Annotated in this window: 10 protein-coding genes; 7 read left to right on the top strand and 3 right to left on the bottom strand. The window is 66.0% G+C overall.

From position 1 onward, the window contains the following. The first annotated feature begins 177 nt into the window (after window positions 1-177). Complete coding sequence (locus NFX52_RS16835) at window positions 178-1,398, top strand: hypothetical protein (protein ID WP_238385516.1); 1,221 nt, start codon at window positions 178-180, stop codon at window positions 1,396-1,398. Window positions 1,399-1,453: 55 nt separating this feature from the next. Next, window positions 1,454-1,975, top strand: coding sequence for a hypothetical protein (locus NFX52_RS16830; RefSeq protein WP_238385515.1), 522 nt, complete (start codon window positions 1,454-1,456; stop codon window positions 1,973-1,975). 52 nt (window positions 1,976-2,027) lie between these two features. Here NFX52_RS16830 and NFX52_RS16825 read toward each other — a convergent pair whose 3' ends face one another. The 3 genes from NFX52_RS16825 to NFX52_RS16815 all read right to left on the bottom strand — a co-directional run bounded on the left by NFX52_RS16825 (window position 2,028) and on the right by NFX52_RS16815 (window position 4,825). Beyond that, the gene (locus NFX52_RS16825) at window positions 2,028-3,614 is read right to left on the bottom strand and encodes an ABC transporter substrate-binding protein (protein WP_252635742.1); all 1,587 of its coding nucleotides are present in this window, start codon (window positions 3,612-3,614) and stop codon (window positions 2,028-2,030) included. A gap of 165 nt (window positions 3,615-3,779) precedes the next feature. Next, window positions 3,780-4,250, bottom strand: a complete 471-nt coding sequence (locus NFX52_RS16820) for a BON domain-containing protein (protein WP_055395810.1) — start codon at window positions 4,248-4,250, stop codon at window positions 3,780-3,782. Window positions 4,251-4,342: 92 nt separating this feature from the next. Next, window positions 4,343-4,825 carry a GNAT family N-acetyltransferase gene (locus tag NFX52_RS16815; RefSeq protein ID WP_055395808.1) on the bottom strand — a complete coding sequence of 161 codons (483 nt, stop codon included), beginning with the start codon at window positions 4,823-4,825 and terminating at the stop codon, window positions 4,343-4,345. Window positions 4,826-5,067: 242 nt separating this feature from the next. Between NFX52_RS16815 and NFX52_RS16810 the strand changes: the two genes are divergently transcribed. From NFX52_RS16810 to NFX52_RS16790, 5 genes are all read left to right on the top strand, one after another. Next, window positions 5,068-6,129 carry a ligase-associated DNA damage response exonuclease gene (locus NFX52_RS16810; RefSeq protein ID WP_055395794.1) on the top strand — a complete coding sequence of 354 codons (1,062 nt, stop codon included), beginning with the start codon at window positions 5,068-5,070 and terminating at the stop codon, window positions 6,127-6,129. Further along, a complete protein-coding gene (locus tag NFX52_RS16805; RefSeq protein ID WP_055395792.1) occupies window positions 6,126-7,823 on the top strand; it encodes an ATP-dependent DNA ligase in 1,698 nt (565 codons plus the stop codon). The genes NFX52_RS16810 and NFX52_RS16805 overlap by 4 nt, the downstream gene beginning before the upstream one ends. Continuing rightward, on the top strand, window positions 7,820-10,543 hold the full coding sequence (locus NFX52_RS16800; protein ID WP_082437334.1) for a ligase-associated DNA damage response DEXH box helicase: 2,724 nt from the start codon (window positions 7,820-7,822) through the stop codon (window positions 10,541-10,543). Before NFX52_RS16805 ends, NFX52_RS16800 begins: the two co-directional genes overlap by 4 nt. A 5-nt stretch (window positions 10,544-10,548) precedes the next feature. Next, window positions 10,549-11,256, top strand: a complete 708-nt coding sequence (pdeM, locus tag NFX52_RS16795; protein ID WP_055395791.1) for a ligase-associated DNA damage response endonuclease PdeM — start codon at window positions 10,549-10,551, stop codon at window positions 11,254-11,256. 241 nt (window positions 11,257-11,497) lie between these two features. After that, window positions 11,498-13,732, top strand: a complete 2,235-nt coding sequence (locus NFX52_RS16790) for an NADP-dependent isocitrate dehydrogenase (RefSeq protein ID WP_055395789.1) — start codon at window positions 11,498-11,500, stop codon at window positions 13,730-13,732. The last annotated feature ends 22 nt before the right edge of the window (window positions 13,733-13,754 follow it).

The following is a 13,754-nucleotide window of genomic DNA, read 5'->3' as shown; positions in this document are numbered from 1 at the left end:
GCACCAGGACCTGCTTCAATCAGCCTTGTAGCGGGTGCGTTGGGTGGGGCGGGATCAATTGCAGGAACCTCCACCGATGCCCGCTTGCCAGTAGCGGCAGCCGGGCATTCTTTCAATAGCCAGGGGGAACTTTGGTTCATTGGATATTCCGGCAACGAACCTGACGCAAGAAACATGGTGGGGCGGGTGTCCGCGCAGGGCACCCTGTCGTACTTTCCCCTCGCACTTGCGGCTAGCTCAGGGGTCTTTGACGCGCAGGACCGCTACCTCGTTGCGCAGTTCCGCTCTGGTGACAACGGATACGTGGTCTCGTTCCTGCAAGACGGAACACCAGTGCCCCTGGCCGGTGGATTCGGCGCCACCGTGCCGCAGGACGGCAAGGGCTCGGCCGCCCAGATCGCTTCTTTCGGAAGTCCCGTACTCGCGGGTGATGGCCTGGTGTACTTCCTTGACGGGGCGGTATTTGATCCGAACGGGATGGACACCCTGCGTACCCTGGCCCCCGATGGAACCGTTACCTCGCTACTATCCACGCCCCGAAACAGCCTTTTGATCGTCTCCCACGCCGGGGCCGTTCGGCGGTTCAAGACCGAATCACCGAGCAACGTCGTGGAATGGGCGGAACTTGCCAGGTCGCCCTCGGGTGAATACACATGGAACATCCTGCCCCACAGCTGGCCAGCCAATGTCACGCCCGTTGCTCCGGTCAAGAATGACAGCAACAGGTACTGGGGGGTGAACGCTACGTCCGGCACAGCGGCACATTACGCGCTGGACGGAACACGCCAACTGGAATGGCAATTGCCAGGGCGCGTGAAAACAGCCATAGCCCACCCCCTCAACGGCAACCTGATCGTCAGTGTTTCGAGCGTGAACAGTGCATACGGTGATGCGCTCTACCGCCTGGACCTTGTCAAGTTCCTCAAATCCGTACCTGTTCTGTGGGTGGGCCTGGAGGACCACCGTGGGCACAGCGACGGCACTGGCGATTCAGCCCGTTTCGACTTCGAAAGCGGTGTAGATGCGCGTACGGATGCCTCGGGGCTCTTGTATCTGGTCACGGCCGAAGCTGCCATGTCCGGTACGCCAGCGCCCATCCGCACGGTAAGCCCTAACGGGCAAGTGGCCTCGCTGTTGCTCAAACGCCCTCCAGCCTACCGGCACCTGGCAGGCATACGGCTATTTTCTGACCTACAATCCCGCTACCGACACGGTTCTGCGTTCGCCCAAGAGCGGCGCGAGCAACTCCTGGGAACCCTGGGTCCAGAGTACCTATTTCCATCACTATCCGCCCGTTCCACGCTCTCTCTTACCGACCTCCGGCCCACAGGTTCTGCGCACCGACACCACGGGCCTGCTGTGGTTTGCTACGCGGGTCGTCCCGCTCTCCGCCATTGAGGTCCCTTCCGGCTCAGGGGTTTCAGTCATCGGCACGATCAGCGCCACCGGGCAGGTGCATGTCGTCGCTGGCGATCCGAGGCTGGTTCATTCCGCCGCCAACTACCCACCGCTGGAGCAGCGCCCGTGGTACATGGACGTGACGGATCTCGCGTTCGAAGGCGGCAGCTCACCTGTCTCGTGGGTGTTGTGCAACCGCACCGTGGCCACCGCAGAAGGCAAGCTGGTGCGTTACGTGCCGGAGCTGGTGCGACTGGAAGGCGCTACGCGCCAGTCCTTTGCCCTGCCGGCAGCCAATGTCACCCATCCGTTCTCTCTGCACTACCTGCAGTTGTGCGTGCTGCCCAGCCGCCCTCGCGAGGTCTTCCTGTCCAGCGCATGCGGCGTCTACCGCTTTACCGTGGCCAAAGGCCTGGAATTGCTGGCAGGGCAAAACCAGCCCACACCGGTCGGCGTGCGCCTGGGTGCGCTGCCCGCCAGCCTGAACCTGGTGAAGTTCATCAGCCCAGGCCCGGATGCCAACAGCCTGTACGTGGGCAGTGAAAACAGCGTGCTTCGGCTGAATCTGCCAGCGTAAGAGCGCCGCGAAAGGCCGTCCGTCAACGGACGGCCTTTCGCCCCTCTGCCCGTCAGTTCACCTTGATCAAACGCCAGTCAATCTGGTTGTCCGGCCGCTGTACCAGCTCCACGTTTTTCTTCATCGCCCAGGCCAGCATCTGGTTGTGCAGGGGGATGTGTGCCACGGTGTCGTTCTGCAGCTGCAGGCCTTCGGTGAGCAGGCGGTTTCGCACGGGCAGGTCGGTTTCGGTCTTCACACGGTCCACGATGTAGTCCATGCGTTCATTGGTGTAGCGGCCCAGGTTGTAGTTGCCGTCGCCGCCCGTGGTCTTGGTGCGGACGAGTGACTGCAGGGTGTACAACGCATCGAAGGTGGGCACGCCCCAGCTGAGCAGCGCAATGCTGGCCTCGTGCCGCTGTGCCATGGGGTAATAGGTGACCGCTGGCAGCGTGCGCAGCTTGGCCTTCACGCCAATGCGCGACCACATGGAGGTGATCGCCTGGCACAGCTCTTCGTCCTGCACGATGGCGTTGTTGCTGCAGGCAAAGTCCACCTCGAAGCCGTCTTTGTAGCCTGCCTCGGCCAGCAAGGCCTTCGCGGCATTGGCGTCAAAGGGCAGGCGCTTGTCCACCGCTTCCGTCCAGCCATTGACCAGCGGCGACACGATGGCCCCGGTGGGCTTGGACATGCCGCGCATGGTCACGCGCTGCAGGGTGGCACTGTCAATGGCCTGGTAGAGCGCCTTGCGCACGCGCAGGTCCTTGAGCGGGTTCTTGCCCTTGACGTTGCTGCCCACCAGCTCTTCGCGGAACTGGTCCATAGCGAGGTACACGGTGCGGTTCTCCACCATCTCCATGACCTTGAGGGCGGGGTTGGCCTTGATGCGGGCGAGATCCTGAATGCTGGTGTCGCGCACCATGTCCACCTCGCCCGATAGCAGCGCGGCGATGCGCGTGGCTTCGGACTTGATGGGGGTGTAGGTGATCTCAGTGACGTTGCCTTCGGCCTTGCCTGCATTCCACCAGTGGGGGTTGGAAGCAAACACGATCTTCTGGTCGGGCACCCATTCCTTGAGCACGAAGGGCCCTGTGCCCATGGCATTGCGGTGCGAATAGGTTTCGTCCTTGGCCTTGATGTCCTTGGGCTCGACCGAGTTGTTCTTCTCGGCCCAGGCCTTGCTCATCACGCGCAGCTCGGTGAGCTGGTTCAGTATCACCGGGTTGGGGTTCTTCAGGAAGATGTCGATGGTCTCGCCGTCCACCTTGGCGATGCGGTCCATGCCCTGGGTGTAGATGGAGTACGTGGAGGTCTTGCTCATCGCACGCTGCAGCGAATAGACCACGTCATCGGCCGTCATGGCCGAGCCGTCGCTGAACTTCACCCCCTGGCGCAGCTTCACGCGCAGCTGCGTGGGGCTGACCTGCTGCCACGAGGTGGCCAGCAGCGGCTCGACCTTGAGCGTGCGACTGTTGAACATCACCAGCGATTCATACACCGCCGCATGGATGCCATTGCCCAGGGCGCTGTTTTGCGAATGGATGTCCATGGTCTGGATGTCGCTGGAGCCTGCCCACTTGAACGGTTTTGCCGACGCGGTGGGAGCAACGGTTGCCAGGGCCAGGGTGGCGGCCGCCAGCAGGGAACGTTTGAATCGCATGACGAGATTTCCTTCGTGAAATGGAGAACCGGCAATATACAGCAGAAAGCGGGCCAGCCCAAGCCCCGAAAGTTCTGTGTGGCTCCAGGGATGCATCACCATCGCCTGAGCGACTGCGCAATCGCCACAGCTGCGATAAGCGCAGCGTTGCAGCAAGGCCAGAACCTACGGCGCCACCAATGGATACCGCGCCGCACCACGCGCCGTGCCCACCTGCAGCAGGTTGATGACACCCATCACGTCGTCCACCAGCCACACGGCTTTCTCCAGCGCTTCGGACTGCGCCTGCGACTGCACACAGCCCTTGAGCGTGACCAGCCGCCGCTCGCCCAGAACCCACACACTGGTGTCGTCAAAACGCCCATCCTGCTGGATGTAGCGCTGCACGCGCGGAATGATCTCGACGTCGTACAGGTAGGAGTTGGGCAACCGGCAGCGCCCCACACGGTGGCAGCTGCCGCCGTGCTGCGAGCGCACATGGGCCAGCTCGCGGACCTCGGCCTCGGTGTAGAGCGGGCCTTCGGGCACGGGGCAAGCCGGGATGGCGCTGGTGACCTGCACAAAGGGGTCGTTGAAGGCGTTGGTGCGCGGGGCCGGACTGCCAGGGACCTGAGCGATCGCCAGCGAGGGGGCCATGGCGACCACCACCCCACACGACAGGAAGAACCGGAAGAACACACAAACACGGCGCATGCATTGCTCCTTGTTGGATAGTAGGCAGCCGCTGCCTACAACACGATCTGGTACCGCGCAAACTCCCTGCGGCCTTTCCACACACTGTCGCGCAGGGTAAATCCAAAACCTTCATACAGCGTGCGCAGCGGCTGCCGGTCAGCCACGCAGTCCAGTCGCAGATATCGAAGGCCCAGGCTGCGCGCGTGTTCACGCCCAAACGCCAGCAGTGCCGCAGAGACCCCCTGCCCCGCCCACGTGCGCCGTACGGCCAGCTTGTGCAGGAATGCAGAGCTACCCGGCTCGGCGTCCGGCCAGAAGGTCAGGTCTTCACGCTGAAAACGCACCACACCCACCACCGCGTCGTCCACTTTGGCCACTGCATACAGCCCGCCATCCACATCCCGCTGCACGCTTTCATCGCTGAAATCGGACACGGCCCACAGCGGCTTCTTCTGGTCTGCCAGCCACTGTGCGGCCTCGCGAAGCACAGCGGCAATAGCGGCGGCGTCTGACGGGCGGGCGAATTCGGTGTGCATACAAAAGCGGTATTGGCCTGCAGACAGCGACAGTGCGCGCACGATGATGGGGTGATGCGATGTGCAGTCGGCCTGCACACAAGCAGCGAGCAGCTTACTCGCCCACTCACTTATTGATAGCTATCATCGCTTTATGGATAAGCGCTGGCGGCAACTTTTATTCGAATTCTAGTGCCACAACTCCCGTTCGCAATCCCCAGCCCGCTCCCCGGCTTTGGCTCGCCGCCTACGATGTTCTGACCATGCCCAGCAGCGACCTCATCGTCCATCGCCCCGAGGGCCTGTACTGCCCGCCTGGCGATTTCTACATAGACCCCTGGCGGCCCGTGAGTCGGGCCGTGATCACACATGCGCATTCGGACCACGCGCGCATGGGCTCGGCCCACTATTTGGCGCACCGGGACAGCGAGGGCACGCTGCGCAACCGGCTGGGCACGGACATCGATCTGCAGACCCTGGCGTATGGCGAAGTGATCGACCACCACGGCGTGCGCTTGTCTCTGCACCCCGCAGGGCACGTACTGGGTTCGGCGCAGGTGCGCATCGAGCACGGCGGCCAGGTGTGGGTGGCCTCGGGCGACTACAAGCTCGAAGACGACGGCACCTGCACGCCGTTCGAACCCGTGCGCTGCCACACCTTCATCACCGAATCGACCTTTGGCCTGCCGATCTACCGCTGGCCCTCGCAGCCCACGCTGTTTGCCGACATCAATGCCTGGTGGGCGGCGAACGCAGCGGCGGGCAAGGCCAGCGTGCTGTACGCCTATGCCTTCGGCAAGGCGCAGCGGCTGCTGCATGGGGTGGACGCCAGCATCGGGCCCATCGTGGTGCATGGGGCGGTGGAGCCGCTCAACGCCGTGTACCGCGCGGCGGGCGTGGACCTGCCGCCCACGCTGCGCGTGACGGACCCTGGCCTCACCAAGGCCGACCTGAAACGCGCGCTGGTGCTGGCGCCGCCCTCGGCAGCGGGCACACCCTGGCTCAAGCGGTTTGGCGAACACTCCGACGCGTTTGCCAGCGGCTGGATGCTGGTGCGCGGCGCACGCCGACGCCGGGGCGTGGACCGGGGCTTTGTGATGAGCGACCACGCCGACTGGCCCAGCTTGCAAAAAGCCATTGGCGCCACGGGCGCGGAGCGCGTCATCGTGACGCACGGCAGCACGGCCGTGATGGTGCGCTGGCTGCGCGAGCAGGGGCTGGACGCCCAGGTGTTCGCCACCGAATACGGCGTCGATGACAACGAGGACGATGCAGGGGCTGCGCCCGAGCCAAGCAGCGAACCCGCACCCAAGGCGAAGGCATGAAGGCCTTTGCCCAGCTATTCCAGGCGCTCGACGCCACCACCGCACAGTCGGCCAAGCTCGCGGCGCTGGTGGCCTACCTGCGCGTGGTGCCGCCTGCCGATGCGGCCTGGGCCACCTACTTTCTCGCAGGCGGCAAACCCCGCCAGATGGTGCCCACCAAGCGCCTGAAGGCGCTGGCGCAAGAGGCTGCAGGACTGCCCGAGTGGCTGTTCGAAGAAAGCTACCAGGCCGTGGGCGACCTGGCCGAAACGCTGGCGCTGCTGCTGCCGCTGCCCACCCAGCCCACCGAACTGACACTGGCCGAATGGATGGCCCAGCTGCTGCCCCTGCGCGCCCTGCAGCCCGATGAGGCCGATACCCGTCTGCGCACGCAATGGGACATGCTGGCACCCGAGCAGCGCTTTGTGTACTTCAAGCTCATCACCGGCAACTTCCGCGTGGGCGTGTCGCGCCTGCAGGTCACGCAGGCGCTGGCGACGGTGAGCGCGCTGGACCCCAAGCGCATCGCCCACCGGCTGATGGGCTACACGCAGATCAGCCGGCAGCCGCAGGCCAGCGACTACCAGGCGCTGATCGCGCCGGTGGACGACGAGGCAAGCGCGCAGGATGCTGCCGATGCGGGCCAGCCCTACCCGTTCTTTTTGGCCCACCCGTTCAACCAGCCCGTGACCGAGATGCCTGCACTGCTGGGCACTCCCGGTGACTGGCTGGTGGAATGGAAGTGGGACGGCATCCGCGCGCAGATCGTGCGCCGGGGCGGTGCGGTGTGGATCTGGTCGCGCGGCGAAGAGCTGGTGACCGACCGCTTCCCCGAACTGGCCGAGGCCGCGATGGAGCAGCTGCCCGATGGCACGGTGGCCGATGGCGAGATTCTGGTGTGGCTGCCCGATGAGCCCCAGCCCCGCCCCTTTGCCGACCTGCAAAAGCGCCTGGGCCGCAAGACCCAGGGCCCGAAGCTGCTGCGCGAACTGCCCGTGGTGCTGGTCACCTACGACCTGCTGGAGCACGCTGGGCAGGACCTGCGCCAAGAGCCGCAACAGGCCCGCCGCACGCTGCTGGAGGCCACGCTGCAACAGCCTGATGAAGCCACCATCGCACCCGCACCGCACAAGACCTTGCACCTGAGCGAGTTGCTGCATGGCGCCGACTGGCAAGACCTGGCACGCCAGCGCGAGGCCGCGCGCAGCATGGGCACCGAGGGCTTCATGCTCAAGCACCGCAGCGCCCACTATGGCGTGGGCCGCACCAAGGATGTGGGCGTGTGGTGGAAGTGGAAGATCGACCCCATGAGCGTGGATGCGGTGCTCATCTACGCCCAGCGTGGCCACGGCCGCCGCGCAAGCCTCTACACCGACTACACCTTTGCCGTGTGGACCGGGCCGCAGGACGACCCGGAGCGGCAACTGGTGCCCTTTGCCAAGGCCTATTCGGGCCTGACGGATGCCGAGATTGCGCAGGTGGACGCCATCATCCGCAAGACCACGCGCGAGAGCTTTGGGCCTGTGCGCAGTGTGGACGCGACGCTGGTGTTTGAGCTGGGCTTCGAGGGCATCGCAAAGAGCCCACGCCACAAGAGCGGCATTGCAGTGCGCTTTCCGCGCATGCTGCGCTGGCGGCAAGACAAACCCGTGGCCGAGGCCGATACCTTGCAAACGCTGATGGCACTGCTGCCTGGGCAGGACGCGGCCGCATGAGCACGACGCGCCGCCCGCGCAAGCCCCTGCCCCCGGTGGCACCGAGTGCCGCAGCCGCCTGGATGGCGGCGCGCGGGTGGCAGCCGTTTGGCTTCCAGCAAGACGTGTGGCGCGCGATGGGCGAGGGTCGCTCGGGCCTGCTGCATGCCACCACGGGCGCGGGCAAGACCTATGCAGTGTGGCTGGGCGCGCTGCAGAATCTGGCGCAGGCCGATGCTGAACCACCGCCCGAAGAAGCCCCCAAAGTCACCAGCGCCCGCACCGCGCTGCGCACGCGCCGCGCTGCGGCACCTCCCCTCTCCGTGCTGTGGATCACGCCCATGCGCGCACTCGCTGCTGATTCGCTGCGCGCCCTGCAGGCACCGCTGCCCGACCTCGCGCCCAACTGGACCAGCGGCCTGCGCACGGGCGACACGGCCAGCGGCGAGCGCGCCGCGCAAGACCGGCGCCTGCCCACGCTGCTGGTGACGACGCCCGAAAGCGTCTCGCTGCTGCTGGCCCGCGCCGATGCACATGAGCGCCTGGCCAGCGTGCGCCTGGTGGTGGTGGACGAATGGCATGAGCTGGTGGGCAACAAGCGCGGCGTGCAGGTGCAACTGGCGCTGGCGCGCCTGTCGGGCTGGAACCCGGCGCTGCAGGTGTGGGGTATGTCGGCCACGCTGGGCAACCTGGAGGAGGCCCTGCACACCTTGCTGCCGCAGCCCGTGCCGGACACGCCACAGCCACCGCCCGCCGTGCTGGTGCAAGGCCGCATCGACAAGCGGCTGGAGGTGCAGGTGATGCTGCCCGCGCGTGCCGACCGCTTTGCGTGGGCGGGCCACATGGGGCTGAGCCTGCTGCCGCAGGTGGTGCAGTCGATCGAAGCGGCAGCGTCCACCTTGGTGTTCACCAACACCCGGTCTCAGGCGGAGCGCTGGTACCAGGCGCTGCTGGAGGCACGGCCCGACTGGGCCGGCACCATCGCACTGCACCATGGGTCGCTGGGGCATGAGGTGCGCGACTGGGTGGAGCGAGGCCTGAAGGCCGGGCAGCTCAAGGCCGTGGTCTGCACATCGAGCCTGGACCTGGGCGTGGACTTTTTGCCGGTGGAGCAGGTGCTGCAAATCGGTTCGGCCAAGGGCGTGGCGCGGCTGGTGCAGCGTGCAGGCCGCTCGGGCCATGCGCCGGGGCGCAGCTCCAGCATCACGCTGGTGCCCACGCACAGCCTGGAGCTGGTGGAGGCAGCCGCTGCGCGCCACGCACTGGCGCAGGGCCGCATTGAAGACCGGCACACGCCGCGTGCGCCGCTTGACGTGCTGGTGCAGCACCTGGTCACCGTGGCGCTCGGCGGCGGCTTTGTGCCCGATGCGCTGCTGGCCGAAGTGCGCCGCGCACCGGCCTATGCTGCATTGGCCGACAACGACTGGCAGTGGGCGCTGCAGTTCGTGCGCCAGGGCGGCGCATCGCTGGCCACCTACCCGGACTTTCACCGCGTGGTGCCCGACGACGAAGGTGTGTGGCGCGTGCCCGATGCCCGCCTGGCGCGCCGCCACCGCAGCAACATCGGCACCATCGTGAGTGATGCCAGCATGCAGGTGCAGTTTGTGAGCGGCGGGCGCCTGGGGTCGGTGGAAGAGAGCTTCATCGCCCGGTTGCGCAAGGGCGATGTGTTCATGTTCGCGGGCCGCCTGCTGGAGCTGGTGCGCACTCAGCAGATGACGGCCTATGTGCGCATCGCCCCCAAGGGCAGCGCTGCGCTACCGCGCTGGAGCGGAGGACGCATGCCGCTGTCGAACACGCTGGCCGATGCGATGCTGGAACAGCTGGCGCAGGCGGAGCGCGGCAAGTTCACCACGCCCGAGATGTGCTGCGCCCAGCCACTGCTGGAGCTGCAGCAGGCCTGGTCGGCCCTGCCCACACCCAGCCGCCTGGTGGCCGAGACCCTGCACACGCGCGAGGGCTGGCACCTGTACCTGTACCCACTGGCAGGCCGCCTGGTGCACCTGGGCCTGGCCGGGCTGCTGGGCTGGCGCGCGTCGCAGCAGGTGCCCAACACCTTCTCCATCGCGGTCAATGACTACGGGCTGGAGCTGCTGTCGGCCAAGCCCGTGGACTGGCCCGCGCTACTGCCGCGCCTGATCGGCGAAGGCACGCACACCACCATCGGTAGCGGGCTCGAAGATGAAGTGCTGGCCAGCCTGAACGCCACCGAAATGGCGCGCAGGCGCTTTCGCGAGATCGCGCGCATTGCGGGCCTGATCTTCCAGAGCCACCCCGGCGAGCAGCGCAGCAGCCGCCAGCTGCAGGCCTCGTCGTCGCTCTATTACGACGTGTTTGCGCAGTACGACCCCGACAACCTGCTGCTGGCCCAGGCCCGTGCCGAGCTGCTAGCGAACGAGCTGGACATGGAGCGACTGGCCCGCACGCTGCGCGGCATGCAGGCGCAGACCCTGTCCATCCATGCCCTCACGCGCCCCACCCCGTTTGCCCTGCCGCTGATGGTGGAGCGCTTTCGCGAGCGCCTGAGCACCGAGACCCTGGCCGACCGGCTGGCGCGCATGGTGCGGGCGCTGGAGCAGGCGGCCGACGCCACCACGGGCACCCACCTTGTGCAGCACCCGGTGCAATCCACGGACATGGCGTGGGACCTCCCTGAAGGCTCCGCGACCTCGGCACGGCGCACGCGCCGCGACCCGGCCGGGGACAGCCCTCGTCGCGCCCGCAGACGCCACGGATTCTGAGCTCCATGACCTCGCTGGCTATCCCCACGCCCACCATCGGTGCGCACGCCATCACCCTGCCCTGCGGCACCGCGCTGCAGCTGCTGCCCCAGCGCGCCCTGTGGTGGCCCGCTGCCCGCATGGTGCTGGTGGCGGATGTGCATTTCGGCAAGGCAGCCACCTTCCGCCGCGCGGGCCAGCCGGTGCCGCATGGCACCACGGCCGACAACCTGGCGCGGCTGGATGCGGTGCTCGCTGCCACCGGCGCCGACCACCTGGTGTTTCTGGGCGACTTTCTGCACGCACGCAGCGGCGCGGCCGATTCGCTGTGGCAGCAGTTGCTGCCCTGGCGCCAGCGCCATGCCCGTGTGGCGATGACCCTGGTGCGCGGCAACCACGACCTGCATGCGGGCGACCCACCGGCCACGCTGGCTCTGGCGCTGGTCAACGAGCCCTGGTTGCCTCGCGCCGATGTGCCGGTGCTGGCCTGCCACCACCCGCAGGCCGTTGCGGGCCACACGGTGATTGCCGGGCACCTGCACCCCGCGCTGCGGCTGCGCGGCCCGGCGCGGGATGCGCTGCGGGCGCCGTGCTTTGGGTGGGGCGATGGACAGTTGATCCTGCCCGCCTTCGGGGCTTTCACCGGCACGGCGCCCGACACCCTGCCGGGGCACTGGACGCAGTTTGCCGTCCTGCCTGGCCGCGTGGTGGCCGTTCCAGGGGGCCTTTCATAGGGTGTACAGGGGGTGGCGCGCTGCCGCCAACGCGGTCAAACTGCAGAGCGCCGCAGGGTGATTACCACCTATTTGGTGAAAAAAAGTGCCCCGGGCTTATGATAATTTTGCATTGTGAGATTCGATTGCAAAAACAGCGGGCTGTGACAGCCCCGAGCAAGGAGAATCAGAGAGCATCCGCGTTTGGCCCCGCTGCGACGCAGCCGGGGGCACCTACCTACTCTGTTTCGTGAGACAAGCCATGACGACCCAGCAACCGACCATCATCTACACCCTGACCGACGAAGCACCCCGTCTGGCCACGGCCTCCTTCCTGCCCATCGTCCGCACGTTCGCGGCGCCCGCAGGCATCAATGTGACGGAGAGCGACATCTCCGTGGCCGCCCGCGTGCTGGGCGAGTTTCCCGAGTTTTTGAAGGAAGACCAGCGCGCTCCCAACACCCTGGCCGAGCTGGGCAAGAAAACGCTGCAGCCCGACGCCAACATCATCAAGCTGCCCAACATCAGTGCGTCCGTCTCGCAGCTCAAGGCCGCCATCGCCGAGCTGCAGGCCAAGGGCTACGCCCTGCCCGACTACCCGGACCAGCCCAAGGACGACAAGGAAAAAGAGATCAAGGCCCGCTACGGCAAGTGCATCGGCTCGGCCGTGAACCCCGTGCTGCGCGAAGGCAACTCTGACCGCCGCGCGCCCAAGGCCGTGAAGGAATACGCACGCAAGAACCCGCACAGCATGGCCGAGTGGAGCCAAGCCTCGCGTTCGCACGTCTCGCACATGCACGCTGGCGACTTCTACCACGGCGAAAAGTCCATGACGCTGGACCGCGCCCGTGACGTGAAGATGGAGCTGATCACCAAGAGCGGCAAGGCCATCATCCTCAAGCCCAAGGTCAGCCTGCTCGACCGCGAAGTGATCGACAGCATGTTCATGAGCAAGAAGGCGCTGCTGGAGTTCTACGAAAAGGAAATCGAAGACGCGCGCAAGACCGGCGTGATGTTCTCGCTGCACGTGAAGGCCACGATGATGAAGGTGTCGCACCCCATCGTGTTCGGCCACTGCGTGAAGATCTTCTACAAGGATGCGTTCGAGAAACACGCCAAGACCTTTGAAGAACTCGGCGTGAACGTGAACAACGGCATGGTCGATCTGTACACCAAGATCGAGACGCTGCCACAAAGCCAGCGCGACGAGATCAAGCGCGACCTGCATGCCTGCCACGAGCACCGCCCCGAGCTGGCCATGGTGGATTCGGCCAAGGGCATCACCAACTTCCACTCGCCCAACGACATCATCGTGGACGCCTCCATGCCCGCGATGATCCGCAACGGCGGCAAGATGTGGGACGCCAACGGCCGCCTGAAGGATGTGAAGGCCGTGATGCCTGAATCGACCTTCGCCCGCATCTACCAGGAGATCATCAACTTCTGCAAGTGGCACGGCGCGTTCGACCCCAAGACCATGGGCACCGTGCCCAACGTGGGCCTGATGGCCCAGCAGGCCGAGGAATACGGCAGCCACGACAAGACCTTCGAGATCGCTGAAGACGGCGTGGCCAACATCACCGACCTGGCCACGGGCGAAGTGCTGCTGAGCCAGAACGTGGAAGCTGGCGACATCTGGCGCATGTGCCAGGTCAAGGACGCCGCGATCCGCGACTGGGTGAAGCTGGCCGTCAACCGCGCCCGCAACTCCGGCATGCCCGTGGTGTTCTGGCTCGACTCGTACCGCCCGCACGAAAAGGAACTCATCACCAAGGTGAAGATGTACCTGCACGAGCACAACACCGTCGGCCTCGATATCCAGATCATGAGCCAGGTGCGTGCGATGCGCTACACGCTGGAGCGCGTGATCCGTGGCCTGGACACCATCAGCGCCACCGGCAACATCCTGCGCGACTACCTCACCGACCTGTTCCCCATCATGGAACTGGGCACCTCGGCCAAGATGCTGTCCATCGTGCCGCTGATGGCCGGTGGCGGCATGTACGAAACGGGCGCGGGCGGCTCGGCTCCGAAGCACGTGCAGCAGCTGGTGGAAGAAAACCACCTGCGCTGGGATTCGCTGGGTGAGTTCCTGGCGCTGGCCGTGTCGCTGGAAGACCTGGGCCTGAAGACCGGCAACGGCAAGGCCAAGGTGCTGGCCCAGACGCTGGACGCTGCCACGGGCAAGCTGCTGGACAACAACAAGAACCCCAGTCCCAAGACCGGCCAGCTGGACAACCGTGGCAGCCAGTTCTACCTGGCGCTGTACTGGGCGCAAGAACTGGCCGCACAGACCGAAGACGCCGAGCTGGCCGCCAAGTTTGCGCCCCTGGCCAAGCAGTTGACCGACAACGAGCAGACCATCGTGGCCGAGCTGGCGGCCGTGCAGGGCGCACCTGCCGACATCGGCGGCTACTACCTGCCCGACGTGGCCAAGCTGGACGCCGTGATGCGCCCGAGCGCCACGCTGAACAAGGCGCTTGCCTCCGTCAAGTAAGCAGAGGCGGCGGGGCGGCCCC

It is taken from the genome of Acidovorax facilis (assembly GCF_023913775.1).
Lineage (GTDB): Bacteria > Pseudomonadota > Gammaproteobacteria > Burkholderiales > Burkholderiaceae_C > Acidovorax > Acidovorax facilis.
This window is presented reverse-complemented; position numbering and strand designations above follow the sequence as displayed.